The organism is Caballeronia sordidicola (assembly GCF_001544455.2).
GTDB classification, from domain to species: Bacteria; Pseudomonadota; Gammaproteobacteria; order Burkholderiales; family Burkholderiaceae; genus Caballeronia; species Caballeronia sordidicola.
Genome location: NZ_FCOC02000002.1, coordinates 524,060 through 549,171 on the forward strand (window position 1 = coordinate 524,060; position 25,112 = coordinate 549,171).

The following is a 25,112-nucleotide window of genomic DNA, read 5'->3' on the forward strand; positions in this document are numbered from 1 at the left end:
CCAGCACAATGCCAGCACTGCAACACTTGCCTGGTAAAAGTACCCGCACGAACGCAAGCGAACCACTTCGGCAGAACCCAAGGCCTGCGCCAAAAGCGCGTCTGCCAAAGGCTGAAACAAAGGTCGGGCCCAGGCTCAAACCAAGCACGGAAGGGGACATGATTCTCGGCGATACGATTCTGGAAACCCGCGGCCTGACAAAAGAATTCAAGGGCTTCACCGCCGTGAACGACGTGAACCTGCGTGTGCGCCGGGGTTCAATCCACGCATTGATCGGTCCCAACGGTGCGGGCAAGACGACTTGCTTCAACTTGCTCACCAAGTTTCTCGAACCGACCGCGGGACAGATCGTTTTCAACGGCGCCGACATCACGCGCGAACGTCCCGCGCAAATCGCGCGTCGCGGCGTGATCCGCTCGTTTCAGATTTCCGCTGTATTCCCGCATCTGACGGTCATGCAGAACGTGCGTATCGGCTTGCAACGCTCGCTCGGCACATCGTTCAAGTTCTGGAAAAGCGAGCGCGTGCTCACTGAACTCGATGACCGCGCCATGGACCTGCTCACGCAAGTCGGCCTGACCGATTTCGCCGATACCACCACGGTCGAGCTTTCATACGGTCGCAAGCGCGCGCTGGAAATCGCCACCACGCTTTCAATGGAACCCGAACTCATGCTGCTTGATGAGCCCACGCAAGGCATGGGTCATGAAGACGTGGACCGCGTGACGGCGCTGATCAAGAAGGTATCGGCGGGACGCACCATCTTGATGGTCGAGCACAACATGAACGTGATCGCCGGGATCTCGGACACCATCACGGTCCTGCAACGTGGCGAGGTGCTGGCCGAGGGCAGCTACGCGGAGGTATCGAAGAATCCGCTTGTGATGGAAGCCTATATGGGCAGCGCCGACGCCGCTCTGGCCGGAGCGCACGCATGAGTACGATCGTGGAAGAACGCCGCGCGCAGCGCTCGCGCGATGGATCGGCTGGGGAGCCCGCGCTCGAGCTTGCCGGCGCGCAGGCGTGGTATGGCGAATCGCATATCCTGCACGGCGTGGATCTGAAGGTGAACCGCGGCGAAGTCGTCACTTTGCTCGGGCGCAATGGCGCGGGTCGCACGACCACGCTGCGCGCGATCATGGGCCTGACCGGACGGCGCACCGGGTCGATCCGGATTGGGGGGCATGAGACGGTTGGCATGTCGACACACAAGATCGCCCATTACGGTGTGGGTTATTGCCCGGAAGAACGCGGGATTTTCTCGAGCTTGTCGTGCGAGGAAAACCTGATGCTTCCGCCGGTAGTAGGGAATCCGAAGGAAGCCATGTCCATCGATGAAATCTATTCGATGTTTCCCAATCTCAAGGAACGCCGCAATAGCCAGGGGACCCGGCTTTCTGGCGGCGAACAGCAGATGCTGGCCGTTGCGCGCATCTTGCGCACGGGCGCAAACCTGCTGCTGCTCGACGAGATTTCGGAAGGGCTTGCGCCTGTGATTGTGCAGGCGCTTGCGCGAATGATCCTGATGCTCAAGTCACGGGGTTACACCATTGTGATGGTCGAACAGAATTTTCGTTTCGCGGCGCCGCTCGCCGATCGCTTCTACGTCATGGAGCACGGGAAGATTGTCGAGCACTTCAATGCCGGGGAACTCGAAACGAAGATGCCGGTGCTGCACGAACTGCTCGGAGTTTGACGGGTTCGGTGCAACAGCATGCGGGCAGCAGCAAGAACAACAAACTCAACGGAGACTGTAATGAAGAAGAAGACCCTCGCGCGCCTCTCGGGTATTTGCCTGGCCGTTGCAACGGCTACTGCGTCGCTCATGGCGGGCAATGCTCACGCCGCCCCTGGCGACACCGTAAAGATCGGCTACATCACGGACCTTTCGGGTCTTTATGCGGACATCGACGGCCAGGGCGGCCTTGAATCCATCCGCATGGCGATCGCCGATTTCGGCGGCAAGGTGAACGGCAAGCCGATCGAGCTTGTGTACGCCGATCACCAGAACAAGGCGGATATTGCGGCATCGCGCGCACGCGAATGGATTGATCGCGATGGCGTGAATGTGATCATTGGCGGGACGAATTCGGCGACGGCATTGTCGACCAACCAGGTCGCCGGCGAAAAGAAGATCCCGTACATCAACATTGGTGCGGGCGCCGATAACCTCACCAACGAGCAATGCACGCCGTACACGGTTCACTACGCATACGACACCATGGCGCTCGCCAAGGGCACCGGCTCGGCCGTGACAAAGCAGGGCGGCAAGACGTGGTATTTCCTCACGGCGGATTATGCGTTCGGCAAGGCGCTGGAAAAAAACACGTCTGATGTAGTGAAGGCGAATGGCGGGCAAGTGCTGGGCGCGGTACGTCATCCGTTGTCGGCGTCGGACTTTTCTTCGTTCTTGCTGCAGGCGCAGGGATCGAAGGCGCAGGTGCTGGGTCTGGCCAACGCGGGTGGCGACACCATCAACTCGATCAAGGCCGCGAAGGAATTCGGCATCACCAAGCAGATGAAGATCGCCGCGTTGCTGATCTTCCTGACCGACATCCACAGCCTGGGCCTCGAAACCACCCAAGGTCTGGTTGCAACCGATAGCTGGTACTGGAACAAGGACGCGACCACGCGCGCCTGGGCGCAGCGCTACTTCGCAAAAATGAAGAAGATGCCCACGAGTCTTCATGCAGCCGACTACTCAGCCGTCACAACTTACCTGAAGGCGGTTCAGGCGGCGGGGTCAACGGACAGCGACAAGGTCATGGAGCAGTTGCACAAGGCGAAGATCAACGACTTCTACGCGAAGAACGGCTATATCCGTGCAGATGGCAGCATGATTCACGACATGTATCTGATGGAAGTGAAGAAGCCGTCGGAGTCTAAAGAGCCGTGGGACTACTACAAGATTACCGCGACCATTCCGGGTGATCAGGCGTTCGCGACCAAGGCTGAATCGCGCTGCACGCTGTGGAAATGAGCGGCCGGGAATGACCGCTTTGCGGATTCGCGTGCTACGTGAATCCGCATGATCGATCGACGCATGCCTGCATGATCGGGCGGTATGCGTCGAAACACCTTTGATGGCAGGTTCAATGGAAATTTTCGGCATTCCGCTTGCGGCGATGATGAGCCAGTTGCTGCTCGGGCTGGTAAACGGTTCTTTCTACGCCATCCTGAGCCTTGGCCTCGCGGTGATCTTTGGCCTGCTCAACGTGATCAACTTTGCGCATGGTGCGTTGTTCATGCTGGGCGCGATGCTCACGTGGATGGGTTTCTCTTATTTCAACGTACCGTACTGGCCGATGCTTCTGCTCGCGCCGCTCATAGTCGGTGTGTTTGGTATCGTCATTGAACGGACGATGCTGCGCTGGCTCTACAAGCTCGACCATCTCTATGGACTCTTGCTCACGTTCGGCCTCACGCTGGTCATTGAAGGCGTATTTCGTTCGGTGTACGGATCGTCCGGGCAGCCCTACGATGTTCCCGGCTTGCTCGCCGGCGCGACGAATCTCGGGTTCATGTATTTGCCGAACTATCGCGCGTGGGTTGTGGTGGCGTCGCTCGCCGTATGCTTCGCGACGTGGTTCGTCATCGAGAAAACGCGTCTGGGCGCCTATCTTCGTGCGGGCACCGAGAACCCGAAGATGGTCGAGGCATTCGGTATCAACGTACCGCTGATGGTCACGCTCACCTACGGCTTTGGCGTCGCGCTTGCCGCGTTCGCGGGCGTGCTCGCCGCGCCCGTGATTCAGGTTTCGCCACTGATGGGGCAGTCGATGATCATCACCGTGTTCGCGGTGGTCGTTATTGGCGGAATGGGTTCCATCATGGGCTCGATACTCACCGGCCTCGGACTCGGCGTGATCGAGGGCCTCACGCGCGTGTTCTATCCGGAAGCGTCCGCGACGGTCGTCTTCGTCATCATGGCGCTGGTTCTGCTCGTGCGCCCGGCGGGACTTTTCGGCAAGGAAAAATGATGTTGAGAAAAGTACTCTACGGCGTGTTGCTGGCGGGCCTGATCGCGGCGCCGTTCATGGGCGTCTATCCCGTCTTCATGATGAAGGTGCTGTGCTTCGCGCTGTTCGCGGCGGCGTTCAATTTGTTGATCGGCTATACGGGCTTGCTCTCGTTCGGCCACGCAATGTTTCTCGCAAGCGCCGGCTACACGGCCGGATACGCAATACAAACCCTCGGTTTCACGCCGGAACTCGGTGTGATTGCGGGGACTGCGGTGGCGACGTTGCTTGGGTTGATCGTTGGCTTGTTTGCAATCCGGCGACAAGGCATCTACTTCGCGATGGTCACGCTCGCGCTCGCGCAGATGGTCTATTTCGTGTTCCTGCAAGCGCCGTTCACGCACGGTGAAGACGGCCTTCAAGGCGTGCCGCGCGGCAAGCTGTTTGGCGCAATCAGCCTCGGCTCGGACCTGACGCTCTATTACATCGTGCTGCTCGTGATGGTGCTGGCGTTCGGATTCATCGTGCGGATCGTGCATTCTCCGTTTGGACAGGTGCTGATCGCGATCAAGGAAAACGAGCCGCGCGCAATCTCGCTGGGATACGACACGTCGCGTTTCAAGCTGCTGGCGTTTGTCTTGTCGGCGGGTCTCGCGGGATTGGCTGGCGCGCTTCAGACGTTGGTGCTCGGTTTTGAAACCCTTGGGGATGCTTATTGGACCATGTCGGGTCTCGTTGTATTGATGACGCTGGTCGGTGGAATGAGCACGATGTTCGGCCCTTTGCTCGGCGCTTTTATTATTGTTGCGCTGGAAAATCGTCTCGGCGATATCGGTAGCGGATTGACGCGGCTCACCGGTATCGACTGGTTCAATTCGCTTGGCGAGTCCGTGACGATCGTGACGGGGCTGATCTTCATAGCGTGCGTGCTGCTCTTCAGGCGCGGAATCGTGGGTGAGATCATCGCGCGGTTTCGGCCGTTGCGCGGGTAGCTTCGACTATTCGTTGGTAATCCGAATTAACGCTTGGTTTGGAACATTTTTCTGCCTCTTAAGCCGGGCACGGTTGAGCAGACGCCCAATTAAGGTGCTTTTGTGCACCACTAGGGTAAATGCTAGGTTGTCGGTAATCGTTGTCCAATCTAATATCCGTTTCAGTTCTGCAGCACCCGATTTTTGAGGTGGAGAACGAGGAGACAACGAGGCATCAAGTGCCCGACCTAAAGCGCTGTTGGATGATTCCAACAGCGCTTTTTATTTGTACTTCGCATTTCCGCATTCAATTACCGCTTGAAGTTCATTCGCGGCTTTGCCGTTGTGCTCCATTTATTTATCGATTATTCGTGCGGGTTTTCCCGCGTATTTTCCAATGCGCGCTGCAGCACACGTTTGCCCATTCCATTCCCTTCAAAACCCTTGCCCCATGCGGCCTCAGTCCGCTACACTCGTATTCACCGACCGCGTGGTCGGGATATAAAAACCGTAAAATCGCGGGCAATGAACAAACACTTTTACGGGGTATATCAATGAAGTTGGCTTTACGCTGGATCTCGGCGGCGCTGTTTGCCGCGAGCGCATCTGCAGTGATCAGCACGCAAGCTTTTGCAGACGTAAAAATCGGGGTGACGCTGTCCGCAACAGGTCCGGCTGCGTCGCTGGGCATTCCGGAAAAGAACACCATCGCGTTGCTGCCGAAAGAAATTGCCGGACAGAAGATGCAGTACATCGTGCTGGACGATGCGACGGATTCCACGCAGGCCGTGAAGAACGCACGCAAGCTGACAAGCGAAGATCACGTCGACGCACTGATTGGTTCTACCGTCGTTCCCAATTCGCTGGCCATGATCGACGTCGCTTCGGAAACGGCGACGCCCATGATCTCCATGGCGGCGGCCGCGACGATCGTGGAACCCATGGATGCCAAGCGCGCCTGGGTATTCAAGACGCCGCAGAACGACATTCTGATGGCGACGGCCATTGCATCGCACATGTCGAACCATGGCATCAAGTCGGTGGCGTTCATTGGTTTTAGCGACGCATACGGCGAAAGCTGGTTCAAGGAATTCACGAAGGCCGCCGATCTCGCGAAGATCAAGGTGGTCGCGAATGAGCGGTTTGCACGTAACGATGCGTCGGTAACGGGGCAGGTCCTGAAGGCAATGTCGCAGAACCCGGATGCCGTGTTGATCGCGGGCGCGGGAACGCCGGCCGCATTGCCGCAAAAGACGCTGAAGGAGCGGGGCTACAAGGGCAAGATCTATCAGACGCACGGCGTTGCGAACAACGACTTCCTGCGTGTGTGCGGGAAGGATTGCGAAGGGACGTTCTTGCCGGCCGGACCGCTGCTGGTGGCCGCGCAGTTGCCTGATTCGAACCCGGTGAAGAAGTCCGCGCTGGCGTACAAGCAGGCTTATGAAGGCGCGAATGGAGCGGGTTCGGTATCGACGTTCGGCGGTCATGCGTGGGACGCCGGCCTGTTGTTGCAGCGGTCTATTCCGATTGCGTTGAAAGCAGGGCAGCCCGGGTCGCAGGCATTTCGCGAAGCGTTGCGCGCGGCGATTGAAAGCACCAAAGACCTTGCCGGTTCGCACGGTATCTTCAACATGAGCGCGTCGGATCACTCAGGGCTCGATCAACGTGCGCGCGTGATGGTGGAGATCGTCGGCGGTCAGTGGAAGCTCGTCAAAGACTGACGGCGAGCCGGCACGACCCTACGAATCCATTAAAGGCGCGTTGCTTCGAACGCGCCTTTTTTGTAGCTGGCTTTACTGATTCGGCCTTATGACTAACGTTTGTCGGAAATAGATCGAGCGGCGGTTAAGAAAGACCGCTCGACGCAGATTTATAACAACTCGCAGTAGCGTACACGGCGTGCGCGATGGCATAGCGTCTGGAGACGATGCAATGAAAAAGATCAAAGAGCAACTCGCGTGCGCGGTGCTTGGCGGCACGCTTGCGTTGAGCGCGGGCGCGGCGCTCGCGCAGGTGAAGATTGGCGTGACGCTCTCGGCGACAGGGCCGGCGGCGTCGCTCGGAATCCCCGAGAAAAATACTGTCGCGCTGTGGCCGAAGGAGATCGGCGGGAAGTCGGTGGAGTACATCGTGCTCGACGATGGATCGGACACAAGCCGCGCCGTGCAGAACACGCGCAAGCTGATCGATGAAGATCATGTCGATGCCATCGTCGGTTCCACGGTCACGCCGAACTCGCTTGCCATGCTCGATCCAGCGAGCCAGAGCAAGACGCCGATGATCTCCATGGCTGCGTCGGCCGCGATCATCTCGCCGATGGACGCCAAGCGCACGTGGGCGTTCAAGACACCGCAAAACGACAGCCTGATGGCCGACGCCATCGCGGACTATATGGAGAAGCATGGCGTGAAGACGGTGGGCTTTATCGGCTTCGCGGATGCTTATGGCGACGGCTGGTACAGCGTGTTCAACACGGCCGCGGCGGCGCATAAGTTGAAGATCGTCGCGAACGAACGCTTCGCGCGCACCGATACTTCCGTCACGGGCCAGGTGTTGAAGACGCTTGGCGCGAATCCCGATGCGGTTTTGATCGCGGGCGCAGGCACGCCGTCGGCGCTGCCGGCGAAGGCGCTGAAAGAGCGGGGCTACAAAGGCAAGGTCTATCAGACGCACGGCGTGGCGAACAACGATTTCCTGCGTGTGTGCGGGAAGGATTGCGACGGTGAATTGCTGCCGGCCGGTCCCATTCTCGTCGCCGATCAGTTGCCCGATAGCAACCCTGTGAAGAAGTCGGCGCTCGCGTACAAGGCGGCCTATGAGAAGGCTTATGGCGCGGGTTCTGTATCGACGTTCGGCGGTCATGCGTGGGACGCCGGCCAGATGCTGCAACGGGCCATTCCCGAAGCGCTCAAGACCGCTCAGCCGGGCACGGAAGCGTTTCGCGCGGCCTTGCGCAACGCGCTTGAAAACCTCAAGGATCTTCCGCTCGCGCATGGCGTGATGAACACCACGTCCGCCGATCACAACGGCCTCGATAATCGCGCGCGCGTGATGGTGCAGATCGTCGATAGCAAGTGGAAGGTGCAGAACGACTGACATCGCCGTGAGCTTGCGCGCCGGGTATTTTTGGCGCGTTAGCGTTCCGGAGCTTTGCTAATGGCCTGAGCGTTTCGCGTACAGCGACAGGCCATGCTTTCGATGGGCTGATCCGGCAGCCCCGTTTCAGAATGTTCTCAAAGAGGAAGTATGGACTTATCGATTGCGGCGATTCTCGCGCAAGACGGCATCACCACGGGCGCGATCTACGCATTGCTCGCGCTCGCGCTGGTCCTGGTGTTTTCGGTGACGCGTGTCATCTTCATTCCGCAGGGCGAGTTCGTGGCGTACGGCGCCTTGACACTCGCCGCGCTGCAAACGCAGAAGCTGCCGGCTACATGCTGGCTGCTTGTCGCAATGGGCGTGGGCTGCTTTGTCGCCGAAATAGCGGGGATCGCGCGGCATCCATCGCGGCACAGGCAGATCGGCCGGACGCTCGCCATTCTTGCGGGCAAGTATTTGCTGTTTCCTATCGCTGTGTATGCGCTTACGCGAAGCGTCGCTGCACAGCCGCTGCCGATGATCGCGCAGATTGCATTGACGCTGCTGATCGTGATTCCAATGGGACCGTTCGTGTATCGGCTGGCATATGAACCGATTGCCGAAGCCAGCACGTTGTTGCTGCTGATCGTGGCGGTCGCGGTGCATTTCGCTATGGTCGGCTTGGGCCTCGTCATGTTCGGCGCGGAAGGTTCGCGCACAACCGCGTTCTCTGACGCAAGCTTCAATCTCGGAAGCGTGTCCATCTCGGGGCAAAGTATCTGGGTGGTCGGCACGGCGGTTGTGTTGATCGTCGCGCTGTACTTTTACTTCGATAGAACCCTCTCCGGGAAGGCGCTACGCGCGACCTCCGTGAACCGGCTTGGCGCGCGTCTGGTGGGCATTGGCACGACGCAGGCTGGCAGGCTGGCGTTCACGCTTGCGGCCGGTCTGGGCGCGCTCTGCGGCATTCTCGTCGCGCCGATCACGACTATCTACTACGACTCGGGGTTTCTTATTGGCTTGAAGGGATTCGTGGGCGCGATCGTGGGCGGTCTGGTGAGTTATCCACTCGCGGCGGCCGGCTCGCTGCTGGTCGGATTGCTGGAATCGTATTCGTCATTCTGGGCGAGCGCTTATAAAGAGGTGATCGTGTTCACGCTGATCATTCCGGTGCTGTTGTGGCGGAGTCTCGCAAGCCCGCATTCGGATGAAGAAGAGGAGTGACGCGATGAAATTCCTGATGCAGAAGAAGTTGTTCGTCGTGTTCCTGGTGCTGGTGTTTGTTCTGCCCGTTCTGCCGCAGCCTGTGCGCATGCCCGAGTACTGGATCACGCTGCTCAATTACATCGGCTTGTATTCCATTGTCGCTATCGGGCTCGTGCTGCTGACCGGCATTGGTGGGATGACGAGCTTCGGCCAGGCGGCGTTCGTGGGCGTGGGCGCTTACTCGACGGCCTATCTCACCACGCAGTTTGGCGTGTCGCCGTGGCTTGCGTTGATCGTGGGCGTGGTGTTGACGGCGGTGATCGCGTTGCTGCTTGGCATGGTGACCATGCGCCTTTCCGGGCATTTCCTGCCGCTTGGCACGATTGCGTGGGGTTTGTCATTGTTTTTTCTGTTCGGAAACCTCGAATTCCTTGGCAAGTACGACGGCATCAACGGCATTCCGATTCTTAATCTTTTCGGATGGCATCTCGAGTCGGGGCGTTCGATTTATTACCTGATCTGGGTCGTGGTGTTGCTGGCGGTCATATCGGTTCAAAACCTGCTCAATAGCCGGCCGGGCCGGGCAATCCGCGCGTTGCGCGGCGGCGGCACAATGGCCGAGGCCATGGGTGTGAACACCGCGTGGATGCGCGTGGTGATCTTCGTCTACGCCGCCGTGCTCGCGGCTATCTCGGGTTTTCTCTATGCGCATTTACAGCGCGCGGTGAACCCGACGCCGTTCGGCCTGAACCACGGCATCGAGTTCCTGTTCATGGCGGTCGTGGGCGGCGTATCGCACGTATGGGGTGCGGTGCTCGGCGCGACGATCCTCACCGTTCTGCAGGATTACCTGCAGACGTTGCTGCCCAAATTGCTTGGGTCGAACGGAAATTTCGAAATCATCGTCTTTGGCGTATTGATGGTGTTGTTGTTGCAGTACGCGCGGCAAGGCGTCTGGCCATTTGTGGCACGGCTGTTTCCCAGCGGCCCGCGTGCCCGCGTGCCTGATCACGCTGACGCGTTGCCCCAGCGCGTCAAACCGGTTGCAGGCGAGCCGCTGCTGGTCGTCGATAAAGCCCGCAAGCAGTTCGGAGGTCTGGTCGCCGTCAACGACGTCAGTTTTCAGGTGAAGGCGGGCGAGATCATCGGCTTGATTGGTCCTAACGGGGCGGGGAAGTCCACCACGTTCAACCTGGTGACCGGCGTATTGCAGGCCACGAGCGGCGCGATTACGTTTCAGGGCGAGCGTATCGATGCGCTGACGTCACGTGAAATTGTCAAGCGGGGTATCGGACGAACGTTCCAACATGTGAGATTGCTATCGGGCATGACGGTGCTTGAGAACGTCGCTATTGGCGCGCACCTGCGCGGCAAGACGGGCGTCTGGCGCAGCGTGGTTCGATTGAACGCGGCAGAAGAGACGGGGCTGATGGCAGAGGCGGCAAAACAAATCAAGCGCGTAGGCTTGGAAAGGCATTTCTACGATGAAGCCGGAAGTCTGGCGCTTGGACAACAGCGAATACTCGAAATCGCCCGCGCACTATGTTGCGATCCATGTTTGTTATTGCTGGACGAACCGGCAGCGGGTTTGCGTTATCAAGAAAAACAGCAACTCGCGGATTTATTGCGACGCTTAAAAGCCGAAGGCATGAGCATTCTTCTTGTGGAGCACGACATGGATTTTGTGATGAACCTCACCGACCGTCTTGTAGTAATGGAATTTGGTACGCGGATCGCGGAGGGTTTGCCGCAGGACGTGCAAAAGGATCCGGCCGTGCTGGAAGCTTATTTGGGTGGAGTGGATTAATGGCCGATGCAGTCCTTCAGGTAGACGGTTTGTCCGTTCGATACGGCAAGGTCGAAGCCCTTCATAATGGAAAACTTGTGGTCGACGCAGGGCAGATCGTTTCCGTAATCGGACCTAATGGCGCGGGGAAGTCCACTTTACTTAACGCGGTCATGGGTGCGTTGCCATCGGCGGGATACGCCAAGGGCGTGATTCGCTACCGCGGCGAAGATATCTCCGCGCTTCCCATTGAAAAACGTGTTTCACGTGGAATGTGTCTTGTCTCGGAAAAACGCGAACTCTTCGCGAGTATGACCGTCGAGGACAATCTGGTGCTGGGCGCTTATCGGCGGAAGCGGGCGGGTGAGCGCCACTATCTCGATCAACTTGATCACGTGTTCGACTTGTTTCCCCGATTGAACGAGCGACGCAAGCAGGCTGCTGGCACTCTATCCGGCGGTGAGCGGCAGATGCTCGCCGTTGGGCGTGCGTTGATGGGCAAACCCGATCTCCTCATGCTCGATGAGCCCAGCCTGGGACTTGCGCCGTTGATCGTTAAGGAGATTTTCCACATCATCAGCGCGCTTCGTCAGACAGGCGTTGCCACTTTGCTTATCGAACAAAACGCACGGGCTGCGCTTCAGATTTCCGATTACGGATATGTGCTCGAAACCGGGGAGTTTGCAATGGAAGGGGCTGCGACCGCATTGGCGCACGACCCAAGAGTCATTGAAACCTATCTAGGCTTGGCAAAAAAAGTCGCATAGCGAAGATTCCGTGCCAATTCGAACGGGCGTGTTTCACGTGAAACACGCCATTTTTTTGCTCACGCGGTTTAGGGCCGAATCGACGCAAAAGCTAACCGGTATAATTCTTTGATATCTCTTTCGAAGGTCCGCCACCTCGCGCGGGAATCCATGCTTTATCCAACTGAATTCGATGTGATCGTCGTTGGCGGCGGTCACGCTGGAACCGAAGCGGCATTGGCCTCCGCCCGCATGGGCGCGGCCACGCTTTTGCTGACCCATAACATCGAAACGCTGGGCCAGATGAGTTGCAATCCGTCGATAGGCGGTATCGGCAAAGGGCACCTGGTCAAGGAAATCGATGCACTTGGCGGCGCAATGGCCGCCGCAACAGACGAAGCCGGCATCCAGTTCAGGATATTGAATTCGTCGAAAGGGCCGGCCGTACGCGCAACGCGAGCGCAGGCCGATCGCGTTCTCTATAGGCAGGCGATCCGCCATCGGCTTGAGAATCAACCGAACTTGTGGCTCTTCCAACAAGCCGTAGAGGACTTGATGGTCGACGGCGACCGGGTTGTTGGCGCGGTAACTCAGGTTGGCGTGCAGTTCCGGGCGAGGGCCGTCGTGCTTACAGCCGGGACTTTCCTCGACGGGAAGATTCACGTGGGTTTGAATAACTACACCGGCGGACGGGCGGGAGATCCGGCTGCCGTATCTTTGTCGGCACGGTTAAAGGAACTGAAGCTTCCGCAAGGTCGGTTGAAAACAGGCACGCCTCCGCGTATCGATGGCCGTACGATCGACTATTCGAAACTGGAAGAACAACCGGGCGATCTTGATCCAATTCCGGTTTTCTCGTTTCTTGGTCGCGTTGAACAGCATCCGCGCCAGGTTCCATGCTGGGTTACGCATACTAATGAGCGCACGCACGACATTATCCGATCTGGATTGGACCGCTCGCCGATGTACACCGGCGTGATCGAAGGTGTTGGTCCGAGGTACTGTCCGTCGATTGAAGACAAGATTCATCGGTTTGCGTCGAAGGACTCGCATCAGATCTTCTTGGAGCCAGAAGGGCTGACCACGAATGAGGTTTATCCGAACGGGATTTCCACGAGCTTGCCATTTGACGTTCAACTGGAGTTGGTCCGATCAATGAAAGGTCTGGAACACGCGCATATCCTGCGTCCAGGTTACGCCATTGAATACGACTACTTCGATCCGCGCGGCCTGAAGGCGTCGCTTGAGACGAAAGTAATCGATGGATTGTTCTTCGCAGGACAAATCAACGGCACGACGGGATACGAAGAAGCGGGCGCTCAAGGCTTGTTGGCGGGGATAAACGCTGCGCTTCAGGTCAGCGGCCGGGACGCGTGGTGCCCACGCCGGGATGAAGCCTATCTTGGCGTCCTTGTAGATGATCTTGTCACTCAGGGCGTTTCGGAGCCTTATCGCATGTTCACGAGCCGTGCGGAATATCGGCTTTCGCTGCGTGAAGACAACGCGGACATGCGCCTGACGGAGATTGGTTGGAATCTTGGCGCCATCGATGATGCGCGTTGGAACGTCTTCAACGCAAAGCGCGATGCTGTTTCACGTGAAACACAGCGCCTCAAGACTACGTGGGTCACGCCGAAGACGTTGCCCGTTGACGAGGCTATCGCATTACTCGGCAAAGCCATCGATCATGAATACAGTCTTGCGGAATTGCTGCGCCGTCCTGGCGTGAAATACGCAGATGTATGCGCGTTGCGCGGCAACACTTCCGGACCGCAAACGCCGCTCGCGGAAGATCCAGTCTTGCTCGGACAGATCGAGGAGCAAATTGAGATCGCGGTGAAGTATCAAGGCTACATTGATCGACAAGCCGGGGAGATCGAGCGAAACGGTTCGCACGAAAACACGCGTCTTCCCGACGAGTTCGACTACGCCGAAGTACGTGGGCTTTCATTCGAGGCGCGTCAAAAGCTGATTCAGCATCGTCCGGAGACAATCGGGCAGGCATCGCGCATTTCTGGCATTACACCTGCGACTATTTCCTTGTTGATGGTTCATCTGAAACGCACATTCGGCGGCAAAGATAATTCCACGGGAAACAACCGGGTAGGGCGCGATGACGCCCAATCCGCGTCGTGATGCAGCGCAACACCGGCGAGACCGGACTCAGCGCGGTTTTGGACGAGGGAATTGAGGAACTCGCAATTGACGTGACGCAGACGCAGCGCCAGAAGCTGCTCGATTACGTTGCGCTGCTCGGCAAGTGGAACGCGGTGTATAACCTCACCGCGATTCGCGATCCCCGCCAGATGTTGATCCAGCACATCCTCGATTCGCTTGCGATCATTCCGCATATCGCCCAACAGGGCCGCGCCTTAACCGCACTGGACGTTGGATCGGGTGGTGGCTTACCGGGCATCGTGATGGCGATCGTGCTGCCCGACTGGCAGATCACGCTGAACGATATTGTTCACAAGAAAACCGCATTTCAATCACAAGCGAAGCTTCAACTTGGGCTCACGAATCTGTCCGTCGTGACGGGGCGCGTCGAGAAACTGCGTCCGGGGGCAGAAGTCTCAGGTCTTTTCGACGTAATCGTCTCGCGCGCGTTCGCAGAGCTCTTTGACTTCGTTACACTTGCGCGTCATCTGGTTGCCGACAACGGTCGCATCTGGGCGATGAAAGGCGTTCGGCCCGAAGGCGAGATCGAGCGTCTTCCCGCCGATGTGAAAGTCCTTAGTATCGAGCGCTTGCGCGTGCCCATGCTCGACGCCGAGCGCCACCTGATCGAAATTGAAATCGGAGCGGCCCAATCTTGAACACTGCTGTCGACATCTCAAGCAAGCCCGAAGTCCAGTCAGCAAAGAAGGGACATATCAAGATGGCGAAGATTTTCTGCGTCGCGAACCAGAAGGGCGGCGTTGGAAAGACCACGACGGCGGTCAATCTGGCGGCAAGCCTCGCGGCGCTGGATCAGCGCGTCTTGTTGATCGACCTCGATCCTCAAGGCAACGCCACGATGGGAAGCGGTATCGACAAAGCCGCTGTCGAGAATACTGTCTATGAAGTGCTGGTGAACGGCGTCACGGTGCGCGAGGCGCGTACCCGTACTGACGCGGTGAAATACGATGTCTTGCCGGCGAACCGGGAACTTGCAGGGGCGGAGGTTGAGCTCGTAGGCGTGGAAAATCGTGAGCGCGTGCTGCGTCGCGCGCTGGCCGAGGTCGAGGCCGACTACGATTTCATCCTCATCGACTGTCCGCCGGCGTTGTCGCTGCTGACGTTGAACGGGTTATGCGCAGCGCATGGCGTTGTCATTCCCATGCAATGCGAATACTTCGCTCTCGAAGGTTTGTCGGATCTGGTCAACACGATCAAGCAGGTTCACGCGAATCTGAATCGCGATCTGAAAGTGATCGGATTGTTGCGCGTGATGTTCGATCCGCGGATCACGTTGCAGCAACAGGTATCCGATCAGTTGAAACAGCATTTCGGCGATAAGCTTTTTGACGTTGTCATTCCGCGAAATGTCCGTCTGGCGGAAGCGCCCAGCTACGGATTGCCTGGCGTGGTGTTCGACCGGGCGTCGCGTGGTGCGCAGGCGTATATCCAGTTCGGCACTGAAATGATCGAGCGCGTACGCGCGCTTTAACGGACAGGGCGGCAAGATGGCGGAACGAGGAAGCAAGATGAACGCGACGATGAAAAAGAAGGGCCTGGGACGCGGGCTCGAAGCGCTCTTGGGCGGCAGTTCGGATATCACCGAAGCCGTTCGAAGCGAGGGCCAGCCGAGCGTGCTGCGCCTCGATTCCATGCAAGCCGGCAAATACCAGCCGCGTACGCGCATGGACGAGGGCGCGCTGCAGGAGCTTGCGTCGAGCATTCGCTCGCAAGGCGTGATGCAGCCGATCCTAGTGCGTTCCATTGGCGACGACCGCTACGAGATCATCGCGGGCGAACGGCGTTTTCGCGCGGCGAAGCTGGCTGGACTCGAAGAAGTGCCGGTGCTCGTGAAAAACGTGCCGGATCAGGCCGCCGCGGCCATGGCGCTGATCGAAAACATCCAGCGTGAGGATTTGAATCCGCTGGAAGAAGCGCAAGGCATCCAGCGTCTGCTCGATGACTTCAATTTCACGCACGAGCAAGCTGCCGAATCGGTCGGGCGCTCGCGAAGCGCTGTATCGAATCTGTTGCGCTTGCTGAACCTCGCCACGCCGGTTCAAACCATGCTGCTTGCTGGCGATCTCGATATGGGCCACGCACGCGCGCTTCTCGCCGTCGACGCCGCCACGCAGATCCAGCTTGCCAATCAGGTGGTGAACAAGCGCATGTCGGTGCGCGAGACAGAGAAGCTGGTTTCATCGACGACCAAGGAAGCGCCCGCCACCAAAGCACGCCTCGCCAACGACGGCGGCCGCGACACGCGCCGGCTTGAAGAAGAACTCTCGGACCTGTTGTCCGCCAACGTAAAGATCAAGATGGGCGGGCGAGGGCGCGGCAAGCTGCAGATCGATTTCGGCGATCTCGACGCACTCGAAGGCATTCTGGGGCGCTTGCGTACTGGCGTCGTCAGCGACAAGGCGCCGGCCACGGACAACGCATCGGCGGCGCAAGCTTAGCCAGATGCAGCCGCCAGCGGACGCAAAGCCTGCCCGGTTGAATCTGGCGGCATCAAAAGCATGGGCGCTGATCGCGAAAGAGCCGGTTCTCGCGATCCTGATCGTGGCATTGATCGCGCTCCAGATCGTGCATCCGAAGCCGTGGGCCGATTTGCCCACGTTGATCGACTGGCAGACCGTGCTGACGCTCGCCGGTTTATTGATGCTCACGAAAGCCGTCGAATTGTCCGGTTTCCTGATGTGGATGGCGCATCGCGTTGTGCATCGGATCCATGGCGAGCGTGGCCTCGCTTTCCTCCTGATTGGCCTCGCCGCCGCGCTGTCCACGCTGCTTACCAACGATGTCGCGCTCTTTGCCGTCGTGCCGCTCACGCTTTCGCTGCATAAACTCGCGCCGCTTCCCGTCAAACGCCTCGTGATTTTCATCGCGATAGCCGTGAATGCCGGATCGATCCTGACGCCGCTCGGCAATCCTCAAAACCTGTTCCTCTGGCAGACCAGCGGCGTGTCGTTCGGCGCGTTCGTGTGGGCGCTCCTGCCTTTGTGCGCGGCCCTCGTGGCTATGTTGTACGTGCTCGCCGCGCTGCTGTTCCGCAATCGTCCACTCGATCTTTCCGGCGGCAAGGAATCACACAAAGTCGATGTCCCGCTGTGCTCGGTCGCGGGCGTGGCGTTTCTCGCGTTCGTCGTTCTCGCCGATGCACACCACGCGGGCCTCGGTCTCGCCGCTGTCGGAATCGGATTTTTGCTGTGGCGGCGTCAGGTCGTGCTGAAGATCGACTGGCTGTTGCTGCTGATCTTCGTGCTGATGTTCATTGTGCTGCGCAGCGTGGCAGCATTACCGTGGGTGCATCACGCGATTGCGAGCCTCGGGCTCGATACCCCGCTCAAGGCGTATGCGGCTGGCGCGGTGTTATCGCAGGGAATCAGCAACGTGCCTGCCGCGATCATGCTCGCCGAATTCTCGAAAGACTGGCGCGCGCTGGCATTTGGTGTGAGCGTCGGCGGATTCGGAATCGCGATTGGCTCGCTCGCCAATTTGATTGCGGTGCGTTTGTCGGGCGAGCGCGGCATGTGGGGACCGTTCCATCTCATCTCGATCCCGTTCTGGATCGTCGCCGCAATAGTCGGAGCGTGGCTCGTCTGAGCGATTCAGGGGACGGGTGCGCATTGAAAACAGACACAACTTTGGCCTCCTTTCAGTCGCGCCCGCAGTCGTTGTTCATACAAGCGAAATCTCTGATTTGAGACGGTTTTTTCAGTCGTTGCCGGTTGTTTTTTGATGACCCTAAGCTATTGAATCCGTGACAACAATCGCTTACAATCGCCCGGATTTAACAGCTTAGCGACCCCGAAAGCGTAGCGTAAGTTGTTGCTGAATCCGGCAGCAAATTAACGGCAAATGCGCAGGTTGTGACTGACTTTAGTGAGATGTGTGATGACGGTGCGAGAGCAGGATCGAGCGCCGGAAGGCGGAAACGAAGGGCATGTTTCAGGCCCTGCCGCAAATTTGACTGGCCGTACTCCAACCAGTTCAAATTCCACACCGGTTTCCCAAGGTCAGGCGAGCCATACGTCGAATCATCCGTTCGACGATTCGTGGGACGCCGAAGCGAAAGATAACAATACTGTCCCGCTGACGCGGGCAGAGGCGGAGACGCTGTTTGGTCCCGAGGTGAGTCGTTCATCGCGTGTCACGCCGTTTAAGGTCGTGGCGGCGCAAATGGTTTTGTCCCTGGTTGCGACGTTGGTCTGGTGGCTGTTTTACAGCCCGCCGGGCACTGCTGTGCCGGGCGCTGTAGCGCTTTCCGCGTTCCTCGGAGGCGCGATTTGCTGGGTGCCGAGCGTGTTGTTCGCAGCACGGCTGAAGGCGAAGAGCGGCGCTGAAACCATAGCGAGCTGGGTGATCGGCGAAGCCATGAAGATGGGTGCGACGATTGCGATGTTCGTCGCCATTGCGTACGGTTTCAAGGGCGTTCTTTGGATACCGCTGCTGGTGACGTACCTCATTGCACTGAAGACGTACTGGATAGCAATGGCCTGGAAGTAAGGCGCAACTGACAGACTTGACGTGTCAGGTAAGTGACCTGCTGACGGCAATAGAGCAGATTAATACGTGCGGACTGCTTCATCTCCTGCACGCGGGTTCGTGCCCTGCGGATCGCCCGACGTGGCGGTTTGAGGATCACACGGGCAGCGAACGATTTTCGACAATTTGGGTGGCTTTAAAGTTATGGCAGCTAGCGAAGGAACGCACGCGATGGATCCGTCGGAGTACATCGCGCACCATTTGCAGAATCTCTCCACTTCTTCGCAGACGTCGATTTTCGACATCCACGTCTGGAATCTCGACACGTTGTTCTGGTCGATCGTTTGCGGCGTCGTCACCATCATCATTCTTGGTCTGGCCGCGCGTAAGGCCACGTCCGGCGTGCCAGGACGTTTCCAGTGCGCAATCGAGATGCTGGTCGAGATGGTCGAAGACCAGTCGAAGTCGATGATCCACGGCAACCGCCGCTTTATCGCCCCGCTCGCACTCACGGTGTTCGTGTGGGTTGCGCTCATGAACTCGCTCGACTTCATCCCCGTTGATCTGCCCACGCGCGTGATTGGCTGGCTTGGCCTGACCGAGACGTTCCCGCATATGCGCGTGGTCCCGACGGCCGACCTGAACGGCACGCTGGGTATTGCGATCGGCGTGTTCGTATTGATGATTTACTACAACTTCAAGATCAAGGGCGCCGGCGGCTTCGTGCACGAACTGCTCTCGGCTCCGTTCGGCGCGCATCCGCTCCTGTGGATCCCGAATCTTGCACTGAACATCATCGAGTTCGTCGCCAAGACGGTTTCCCTCGGCATGCGGCTGTTCGGCAACATGTACGCAGGCGAACTGTTGTTCCTGCTGATCGCCCTGCTCGGCAGCATGTGGCACTTCGGCGCGGACGCTTCTGTCCTCGGCTTCCTGGGCCACGTGGTTGCGGGAACGGTCTGGGCGATCTTCCACATTCTGATCGTGCTGCTGCAGGCGTTTATTTTCATGATGCTGACGCTGGTGTATCTCGGCCAGGCACATGACGCGCACTAAGCAGGGAAGATGCACAGTAGTCCGGTAGGCCGCTGCAAGACAGCGCGGCGGCAAACCACAGCAGAATCCGTATCGAGTTTCAATTTTTTATAAATCTAAGTTCCAAAGTCTTTTCACATAGGAGTAGTCATGAACGCTTTCATCGCCAACATCCAGGGTCTGACCGCCATCGGTATCGGCATCATCATCGGCCTGGGTGCAATCGGCGCCTGTATCGGTATCGGCCTGATGGGCGGCAAGTACATTGAAGCATGTGCCCGTCAGCCGGAACTGATGAACCCGCTGCAAACCAAGATGTTCCTCTTGGCTGGTCTGATTGACGCGGCGTTCCTGATCGGCGTTGGTGTGGCAATGCTGTTTGCGTTCGCAAACCCGCTGCTGTCGAAGCTCGCCGCAGGCTGAGTTTCCTCGGAAGTGTGCGCTTGAGCCTTGGGGCGTCAAGTGCAGGACGGAACGGGCGACGGCGCTTAGTCGATGTACTCCTCGCGATGCAAGCTCGCGATGCAACCCTCGATCAGGCGCCTTGCCGTTTCACTCTCCGGATTAGCAACGTTTAAGGAAACACCGTGAATCTCAACGCAACCCTGTTTGCGCAAATGGTCGTGTTTCTGATCCTCGCGTGGTTCACGATGAAGTTCGTGTGGCCGCCGTTGATCAACGCCCTGGATGAGCGCTCGAAGAAGATCGCCGACGGCTTGTCAGCCGCCGAAAAGGGCAAGGCCGAACTCGAAGCCGCACATAAGCGCGTCGACCAGGAACTCGCGCAAGCCCGTAACGACGGCCAGCAGCGCATTGCGGACGCCGAAAAGCGTGCAGTGGCTGTCGCCGACGAAATCAAGGCTAACGCTCAGGCCGAAGCTGCGCGCATCATTGCACAAGCGAAAGCCGACGCAGACCAGCAAATCGTGAAAGCGCGCGAAGCATTGCGCGGCGAAGTCGCGGCATTGGCCGTGAAGGGCGCCGAGCAGATCCTGAAGCGCGAAGTCGATCAATCGGTTCACGCCGACATGCTGAATCAACTCAAAACCGAGCTCTGATCATGGCCGAACTTGCAACCATCGCCCGACCGTACGCTGAAGCTTTGTTCCGCGTGGCCGAAGCGGGTGAGCTCGCCGCCTGGTCTGACTTCGTCGAGGAGCTGGCTCAGGTTGCGCGTCTGCCTGAAGTGCTGTCCATCGCGACGAGCCCGAAAGTGAGCCGCGACCAAGTCAGCGAGCTGTTGTTGTCGGCGGTGAAATCCCCGCTCGCCAAGCAGCCGGAGGCGAAGAACTTTGTGCAGATGCTGGTGGACAACCACCGGCTGACGCTGATGCCCGAAATTGCCGTGCAGTTCGACGAGCTGAAGAATTCCCGCGAAGGTGCGGCCGATGCGCTGATTGTCAGCGCATTCCCGCTGGAAGGCGCACAGTTGACCGACCTTGTCGCGAATCTCGAACGCAAGTTCCATTGCAAGCTGAAACCTACTGTTGAAGTCGACAAGTCGCTGATCGGCGGCGTTCGCGTGACGGTAGGCGACGAAGTACTCGATACCTCGGTCCGCGCGCGCCTCGCGAGCATGCAGACGGCGCTGTCCGCCTGACGCTTTTTGCGCCGGCGCGGTTAAGAATTGACTATCTGGAGTGACTAATGCAACTCAATCCCTCTGAGATCAGCGAGCTGATCAAGAGCCGGATCCAGGGCCTGGAAGCGAGCTCCGATGTTCGCAACCAAGGCACTGTGATTTCCGTGACCGACGGTATCGTGCGTATTCACGGTTTGTCGGACGTGATGCAGGGCGAAATGCTCGAATTCCCGGGCAACACCTTCGGCCTCGCGCTGAACCTCGAGCGCGATTCGGTTGGCGCCGTGATTTTGGGCGAATACGAACACATTTCGGAAGGCGACATCGTCAAGACGACGGGCCGCATTCTCGAAGTGCCGGTTGGCCCGGAACTGCTCGGCCGCGTGGTCGACGCTTTGGGCAACCCGATCGACGGCAAGGGTCCGGTCAACGCAAAGATGACCGACGCTGTCGAAAAGATCGCGCCGGGCGTGATCTGGCGCAAGTCGGTTTCGGAGCCGGTGCAAACGGGCCTCAAATCCATCGACGCAATGGTGCCGGTTGGCCGTGGCCAGCGCGAGCTGATCATTGGCGACCGCCAGTGCGGCAAGACGGCTGTCGCCATTGACGCGATCATTAACCAGAAGGGCAAGAACCTCTTCTGTATCTACGTTGCGATTGGCCAGAAGGCTTCGTCGATCATGAACGTGGTTCGCAAGCTGGAAGAAACCGGCGCGCTGGAATACACGATCGTGGTCGCGGCTTCGGCTTCGGAATCGGCCGCCATGCAATATCTGGCGCCGTACGCCGGCTGCACGATGGGCGAATACTTCCGCGATCGCGGTCAGGACGCGCTGATCGTATATGACGATTTGACCAAGCAAGCCTGGGCGTATCGTCAGATTTCGCTGTTGCTGCGCCGTCCGCCGGGCCGTGAAGCGTATCCGGGCGACGTGTTCTATCTGCACTCGCGTCTGCTGGAACGCGCTGCTCGCGTGTCGGAAGACTACGTCGAGAAGTTCACGAACGGCGAAGTGAAGGGCAAGAGCGGTTCGCTGACGGCACTGCCGGTCATCGAAACGCAAGCTGGCGACGTGACTGCGTTCGTTCCGACGAACGTGATCTCGATTACCGACGGCCAGATCTTCCTGGAAACCGACCTGTTCAACGCCGGTATCCGTCCTGCGATCAACGCGGGTGTGTCCGTGTCGCGAGTCGGTGGCGCAGCGCAGACCAAGGTCATCAAGAAGCTGTCGGGCGGTATTCGTACCGACCTCGCGCAGTATCGTGAACTGGCTGCGTTCTCGCAGTTTGCGTCGGACCTTGACGAAGCGACCCGCAAGCAACTGGAGCGCGGCCGCCGCGTGACGGAATTGCTCAAGCAGCCGCAATATCAGCCGCTGCAAGTGTGGGAACTCGCTATTTCGCTGTTCGCCGCGAACAACGGTTATCTGGACGATCTCGAAGTTGCTCAGGTACTGCCGTTCGAAAAGGGTCTTCGCGACTATTTGAAGACGAAGCACGCGGACATGATCAAGCGCATTGAAGATAACAAGGACTTGTCGAAGGACGACGACGGCGCATTGCATACCGCGCTGAAGGACTTCAAGAAGTCGGGCGCTTATTGATTTCGGTACCGATCTTCGGATTTGGTCGAAATTTGAAGCGGCGCGGGCCGCTTCTGGAACAAATGAAGCATCCCGCGCCACTTCGATCGAGGAGTAAGCAATGGCTGGAATGAAGGAAATCCGCGGCAAGATCAAGAGCGTGCAAAACACGCGCAAGATCACCAAGGCTATGGAAATGGTGGCTGCGTCGAAAATGCGCCGCGCGCAGGAGCGCATGCGCGCAGCTCGCCCATATGCCGACAAGATCCGCGAAGTTGCCGCACACATGAGCGCTGCGACGCCTGAGTATCGCCATCCGTTCATGGTTGAGAACAAGGGCGCGAAAGCGGCCGGCATGATCCTCGTCACGACCGACAAAGGTCTGTGCGGCGGCATGAACACGAACATCCTTCGCGCCGCGCTCCTGAAGTTCAAGGAGCTGGAGCAGAAAGGGCAGACGGTTGAAGCATCCGCGATTGGCAGCAAGGGTCTGGGCTTCCTGAACCGGCTGAAGGCCAAGACCGTGTCGCAAGTCACGGCGCTCGGCGACACGCCGCACCTGGAAAAGCTGATCGGCGCGATCAAGGTTCAGCTCGACCTGTATTCGGAAGGCAAGATCAGCGCGGTTTATCTGGCGTTCACGCGCTTCGTCAACACGATGAAGCAGGAAGCCGTGATCGAACAATTGCTGCCGTTGTCGGCAAGCGATTTCGCGCGCAAGGACGGCCTCGACAAGACCAGCGAACCGGTCACGCCGAAAACCTCGTGGGATTACATCTACGAACCGGATGCGCAGACCGTGGTCGACGAACTGCTCGTGCGTTATGTGGAAGCGCTCGTGTATCAGGCGGTGGCGGAAAACATGGCGTCGGAGCAATCGGCTCGCATGGTCGCGATGAAGGCCGCGTCGGATAACGCGAAGACCGTGATCGGCGAATTGCAGCTCGTGTACAACAAGAGCCGGCAAGCAGCGATTACGAAGGAATTGTCAGAGATCGTCGGTGGCGCTGCAGCGGTCGGTTGATCGTCCAGGCGTCGAATCGAACTGCGCCTGTCGCGCGAGTGAAGAATCAAGTATCTAAAGGAAATGCGATGAGTACTACTGCTTTGGTAGAAGGCAAGATCGTACAGTGCATCGGCGCAGTGATCGACGTGGAATTCCCGCGTGCCGACATGCCGAGGATTTACGACGCGCTCGTTTTGGAAGGCTCGGAACTGACGCTTGAAGTCCAGCAACAACTGGGCGACGGCGTGGTCCGGACCATTTGTCTGGGTGCATCGGACGGATTGCGCCGTGGCACGGTCGTGAAGAACACGGGCAAGCCCATCAGCGTGCCGGTCGGCAAGCCGACGCTTGGCCGCATCATGGACGTGCTGGGTCGTCCTATCGACGAAGCCGGCCCGATCAACACGGACGTGACGCGCGGGATTCACCAGAAGGCGCCGAAGTTCGACGAACTGTCGCCTTCAACGGAACTGCTCGAAACCGGCATCAAGGTGATCGACCTGATCTGCCCGTTTGCAAAGGGCGGCAAGGTTGGCCTGTTCGGCGGCGCCGGCGTGGGCAAGACCGTGAACATGATGGAACTGATCAACAACATCGCTAAAGAGCACGGCGGTTATTCCGTGTTCGCCGGTGTTGGCGAGCGTACCCGCGAAGGGAACGACTTCTATCACGAAATGAAGGATTCGAACGTTCTGGACAAGGTCGCGCTGGTGTACGGCCAGATGAACGAGCCGCCGGGCAACCGTCTGCGCGTGGCGCTGACCGGCCTGACAATGGCCGAGCATTTCCGCGACGAAGGTCTGGACGTGCTGTTCTTCGTGGACAACATCTACCGTTTCACGCTGGCTGGTACGGAAGTGTCGGCTCTCCTGGGACGTATGCCATCGGCTGTGGGTTATCAGCCTACGCTGGCTGAAGAAATGGGCCGTCTGCAGGAACGGATTACATCGACGAAAACCGGCTCGATCACCTCGGTGCAAGCCGTGTACGTTCCCGCCGATGACTTGACCGACCCGTCGCCGGCGACCACCTTCGGTCACCTGGACGCAACGGTCGTGTTGTCGCGTGACATTGCTTCGCTGGGTATTTATCCGGCTGTGGATCCGCTCGATTCGACCTCGCGTCAGATCGACCCGAACGTGATTGGCGAAGAGCACTACAACATCACGCGCGGCGTGCAGCAAACGCTGCAGCGCTACAAGGAATTGCGCGACATTATCGCAATTCTGGGCATGGACGAACTCGCGCCGGAAGACAAGCTCGCGGTTGCGCGCGCTCGCAAGATCCAGCGTTTCCTGTCGCAGCCGTTCCACGTCGCGGAAGTCTTCACGGGCTCGCCCGGCAAGTACGTGCCGCTGAAGGAAACCATCCGCGGCTTCAAGATGATCGTTGAAGGCGAGTGCGATCATCTGCCGGAGCAGGCGTTCTACATGGTCGGCACCATCGACGAAGCCTTTGAAAAGGCCAAGAAGATTCAGTAAAGCGGGCTGGGCGCGGGAACTGTAAAAAGAC

Annotated in this window: 23 protein-coding genes; all 23 read left to right on the forward strand. The window is 58.6% G+C overall.

The window, feature by feature from the left end; all coding sequences use genetic code 11:
• Positions 1-158 precede the first annotated feature (158 nt).
• The 23 genes from AWB64_RS05580 to atpD all read left to right on the forward strand — a co-directional run bounded on the left by AWB64_RS05580 (position 159) and on the right by atpD (position 25,081).
• Positions 159-938, forward strand: coding sequence for an ABC transporter ATP-binding protein (locus tag AWB64_RS05580; protein ID WP_060817594.1), 780 nt, complete (start codon positions 159-161; stop codon positions 936-938).
• On the forward strand, positions 935-1,696 hold the full coding sequence (locus AWB64_RS05585) for an ABC transporter ATP-binding protein (RefSeq protein ID WP_060817595.1): 762 nt from the start codon (positions 935-937) through the stop codon (positions 1,694-1,696). The genes AWB64_RS05580 and AWB64_RS05585 overlap by 4 nt, the downstream gene beginning before the upstream one ends.
• 60 nt (positions 1,697-1,756) lie before the next feature.
• A complete protein-coding gene (locus AWB64_RS05590; RefSeq protein ID WP_060817596.1) occupies positions 1,757-2,980 on the forward strand; it encodes an ABC transporter substrate-binding protein in 1,224 nt (407 codons plus the stop codon).
• A 115-nt stretch (positions 2,981-3,095) separates the two neighbouring features.
• Positions 3,096-3,980: a branched-chain amino acid ABC transporter permease gene (locus AWB64_RS05595; RefSeq protein ID WP_060817597.1), complete on the forward strand. Its 885-nt coding sequence runs from the start codon at positions 3,096-3,098 to the stop codon at positions 3,978-3,980.
• Positions 3,980-4,951, forward strand: coding sequence for a branched-chain amino acid ABC transporter permease (locus tag AWB64_RS05600; RefSeq protein ID WP_060817598.1), 972 nt, complete (start codon positions 3,980-3,982; stop codon positions 4,949-4,951). Before AWB64_RS05595 ends, AWB64_RS05600 begins: the two co-directional genes overlap by 1 nt.
• A 533-nt stretch (positions 4,952-5,484) precedes the next feature.
• Positions 5,485-6,651 carry an ABC transporter substrate-binding protein gene (locus AWB64_RS05605; RefSeq protein WP_060817599.1) on the forward strand — a complete coding sequence of 389 codons (1,167 nt, stop codon included), beginning with the start codon at positions 5,485-5,487 and terminating at the stop codon, positions 6,649-6,651.
• Positions 6,652-6,862: 211 nt separating this feature from the next.
• Positions 6,863-8,026, forward strand: a complete 1,164-nt coding sequence (locus AWB64_RS05610) for an ABC transporter substrate-binding protein (protein ID WP_060817600.1) — start codon at positions 6,863-6,865, stop codon at positions 8,024-8,026.
• Between the two features lie 150 nt (positions 8,027-8,176).
• Complete coding sequence (locus AWB64_RS05615; protein WP_060817601.1) at positions 8,177-9,232, forward strand: branched-chain amino acid ABC transporter permease; 1,056 nt, start codon at positions 8,177-8,179, stop codon at positions 9,230-9,232.
• A gap of 4 nt (positions 9,233-9,236) precedes the next feature.
• On the forward strand, positions 9,237-11,021 hold the full coding sequence (locus tag AWB64_RS05620) for a branched-chain amino acid ABC transporter ATP-binding protein/permease (RefSeq protein ID WP_060817602.1): 1,785 nt from the start codon (positions 9,237-9,239) through the stop codon (positions 11,019-11,021).
• Positions 11,021-11,767 (forward strand): ABC transporter ATP-binding protein, encoded by a 747-nt coding sequence (locus tag AWB64_RS05625; protein ID WP_060817603.1) that lies wholly within the window; start codon positions 11,021-11,023, stop codon positions 11,765-11,767. The genes AWB64_RS05620 and AWB64_RS05625 overlap by 1 nt, the downstream gene beginning before the upstream one ends.
• Before the next feature lie 150 nt (positions 11,768-11,917).
• Positions 11,918-13,882, forward strand: coding sequence for a tRNA uridine-5-carboxymethylaminomethyl(34) synthesis enzyme MnmG (gene mnmG, locus AWB64_RS05630; protein ID WP_060817604.1), 1,965 nt, complete (start codon positions 11,918-11,920; stop codon positions 13,880-13,882).
• Positions 13,882-14,562 carry a 16S rRNA (guanine(527)-N(7))-methyltransferase RsmG gene (rsmG, locus tag AWB64_RS05635; RefSeq protein WP_060817605.1) on the forward strand — a complete coding sequence of 227 codons (681 nt, stop codon included), beginning with the start codon at positions 13,882-13,884 and terminating at the stop codon, positions 14,560-14,562. Before mnmG ends, rsmG begins: the two co-directional genes overlap by 1 nt.
• A gap of 62 nt (positions 14,563-14,624) precedes the next feature.
• Complete coding sequence (locus AWB64_RS05640; protein ID WP_060817793.1) at positions 14,625-15,395, forward strand: ParA family protein; 771 nt, start codon at positions 14,625-14,627, stop codon at positions 15,393-15,395.
• Between the two features lie 37 nt (positions 15,396-15,432).
• On the forward strand, positions 15,433-16,362 hold the full coding sequence (locus tag AWB64_RS05645) for a ParB/RepB/Spo0J family partition protein (protein ID WP_060817606.1): 930 nt from the start codon (positions 15,433-15,435) through the stop codon (positions 16,360-16,362).
• A 4-nt stretch (positions 16,363-16,366) separates the two neighbouring features.
• The gene (locus AWB64_RS05650; protein WP_060817607.1) at positions 16,367-17,509 is read left to right on the forward strand and encodes an SLC13 family permease; all 1,143 of its coding nucleotides are present in this window, start codon (positions 16,367-16,369) and stop codon (positions 17,507-17,509) included.
• Between the two features lie 291 nt (positions 17,510-17,800).
• A complete protein-coding gene (locus AWB64_RS05655) occupies positions 17,801-18,412 on the forward strand; it encodes an ATP synthase subunit I (RefSeq protein WP_060817608.1) in 612 nt (203 codons plus the stop codon).
• Between the two features lie 183 nt (positions 18,413-18,595).
• Positions 18,596-19,447, forward strand: a complete 852-nt coding sequence (gene atpB / locus AWB64_RS05660; protein ID WP_060817609.1) for a F0F1 ATP synthase subunit A — start codon at positions 18,596-18,598, stop codon at positions 19,445-19,447.
• A gap of 129 nt (positions 19,448-19,576) precedes the next feature.
• The gene (gene atpE, locus AWB64_RS05665) at positions 19,577-19,849 is read left to right on the forward strand and encodes a F0F1 ATP synthase subunit C (RefSeq protein ID WP_047895197.1); all 273 of its coding nucleotides are present in this window, start codon (positions 19,577-19,579) and stop codon (positions 19,847-19,849) included.
• A 164-nt stretch (positions 19,850-20,013) separates the two neighbouring features.
• Positions 20,014-20,484: a F0F1 ATP synthase subunit B gene (locus tag AWB64_RS05670; protein ID WP_060817610.1), complete on the forward strand. Its 471-nt coding sequence runs from the start codon at positions 20,014-20,016 to the stop codon at positions 20,482-20,484.
• A 2-nt stretch (positions 20,485-20,486) separates the two neighbouring features.
• Positions 20,487-21,026 (forward strand): F0F1 ATP synthase subunit delta, encoded by a 540-nt coding sequence (locus AWB64_RS05675; RefSeq protein WP_047895195.1) that lies wholly within the window; start codon positions 20,487-20,489, stop codon positions 21,024-21,026.
• Positions 21,027-21,073: 47 nt separating this feature from the next.
• Positions 21,074-22,615, forward strand: a complete 1,542-nt coding sequence (gene atpA / locus AWB64_RS05680) for a F0F1 ATP synthase subunit alpha (protein ID WP_060817611.1) — start codon at positions 21,074-21,076, stop codon at positions 22,613-22,615.
• A 100-nt stretch (positions 22,616-22,715) separates the two neighbouring features.
• Positions 22,716-23,618, forward strand: a complete 903-nt coding sequence (atpG, locus tag AWB64_RS05685) for a F0F1 ATP synthase subunit gamma (RefSeq protein WP_060817612.1) — start codon at positions 22,716-22,718, stop codon at positions 23,616-23,618.
• A 68-nt stretch (positions 23,619-23,686) separates the two neighbouring features.
• Positions 23,687-25,081, forward strand: a complete 1,395-nt coding sequence (gene atpD / locus AWB64_RS05690) for a F0F1 ATP synthase subunit beta (protein ID WP_060817613.1) — start codon at positions 23,687-23,689, stop codon at positions 25,079-25,081.
• The last annotated feature ends 31 nt before the right edge of the window (positions 25,082-25,112 follow it).

What these genes read in the sequence shown, in the direction of transcription:
- AWB64_RS05580 (WP_060817594.1), top strand. Translation starts at nt 159, where the DNA reads ATGATTCTCGGCGATACGATTCTGGAAACCCGCGGCCTGACAAAAGAA.
- AWB64_RS05585 (WP_060817595.1), top strand. Translation starts at nt 935, where the DNA reads ATGAGTACGATCGTGGAAGAACGCCGCGCGCAGCGCTCGCGCGATGGA.
- AWB64_RS05590 (WP_060817596.1), top strand. Translation starts at nt 1,757, where the DNA reads ATGAAGAAGAAGACCCTCGCGCGCCTCTCGGGTATTTGCCTGGCCGTT.
- AWB64_RS05595 (WP_060817597.1), top strand. Translation starts at nt 3,096, where the DNA reads ATGGAAATTTTCGGCATTCCGCTTGCGGCGATGATGAGCCAGTTGCTG.
- AWB64_RS05600 (WP_060817598.1), top strand. Translation starts at nt 3,980, where the DNA reads ATGTTGAGAAAAGTACTCTACGGCGTGTTGCTGGCGGGCCTGATCGCG.
- AWB64_RS05605 (WP_060817599.1), top strand. Translation starts at nt 5,485, where the DNA reads ATGAAGTTGGCTTTACGCTGGATCTCGGCGGCGCTGTTTGCCGCGAGC.
- AWB64_RS05610 (WP_060817600.1), top strand. Translation starts at nt 6,863, where the DNA reads ATGAAAAAGATCAAAGAGCAACTCGCGTGCGCGGTGCTTGGCGGCACG.
- AWB64_RS05615 (WP_060817601.1), top strand. Translation starts at nt 8,177, where the DNA reads ATGGACTTATCGATTGCGGCGATTCTCGCGCAAGACGGCATCACCACG.
- AWB64_RS05620 (WP_060817602.1), top strand. Translation starts at nt 9,237, where the DNA reads ATGAAATTCCTGATGCAGAAGAAGTTGTTCGTCGTGTTCCTGGTGCTG.
- AWB64_RS05625 (WP_060817603.1), top strand. Translation starts at nt 11,021, where the DNA reads ATGGCCGATGCAGTCCTTCAGGTAGACGGTTTGTCCGTTCGATACGGC.
- mnmG (WP_060817604.1), top strand. Translation starts at nt 11,918, where the DNA reads ATGCTTTATCCAACTGAATTCGATGTGATCGTCGTTGGCGGCGGTCAC.
- rsmG (WP_060817605.1), top strand. Translation starts at nt 13,882, where the DNA reads ATGCAGCGCAACACCGGCGAGACCGGACTCAGCGCGGTTTTGGACGAG.
- AWB64_RS05640 (WP_060817793.1), top strand. Translation starts at nt 14,625, where the DNA reads ATGGCGAAGATTTTCTGCGTCGCGAACCAGAAGGGCGGCGTTGGAAAG.
- AWB64_RS05645 (WP_060817606.1), top strand. Translation starts at nt 15,433, where the DNA reads ATGAACGCGACGATGAAAAAGAAGGGCCTGGGACGCGGGCTCGAAGCG.
- AWB64_RS05650 (WP_060817607.1), top strand. Translation starts at nt 16,367, where the DNA reads ATGCAGCCGCCAGCGGACGCAAAGCCTGCCCGGTTGAATCTGGCGGCA.
- AWB64_RS05655 (WP_060817608.1), top strand. Translation starts at nt 17,801, where the DNA reads ATGACGGTGCGAGAGCAGGATCGAGCGCCGGAAGGCGGAAACGAAGGG.
- atpB (WP_060817609.1), top strand. Translation starts at nt 18,596, where the DNA reads ATGGCAGCTAGCGAAGGAACGCACGCGATGGATCCGTCGGAGTACATC.
- atpE (WP_047895197.1), top strand. Translation starts at nt 19,577, where the DNA reads ATGAACGCTTTCATCGCCAACATCCAGGGTCTGACCGCCATCGGTATC.
- AWB64_RS05675 (WP_047895195.1), top strand. Translation starts at nt 20,487, where the DNA reads ATGGCCGAACTTGCAACCATCGCCCGACCGTACGCTGAAGCTTTGTTC.
- atpA (WP_060817611.1), top strand. Translation starts at nt 21,074, where the DNA reads ATGCAACTCAATCCCTCTGAGATCAGCGAGCTGATCAAGAGCCGGATC.
- atpG (WP_060817612.1), top strand. Translation starts at nt 22,716, where the DNA reads ATGGCTGGAATGAAGGAAATCCGCGGCAAGATCAAGAGCGTGCAAAAC.
- atpD (WP_060817613.1), top strand. Translation starts at nt 23,687, where the DNA reads ATGAGTACTACTGCTTTGGTAGAAGGCAAGATCGTACAGTGCATCGGC.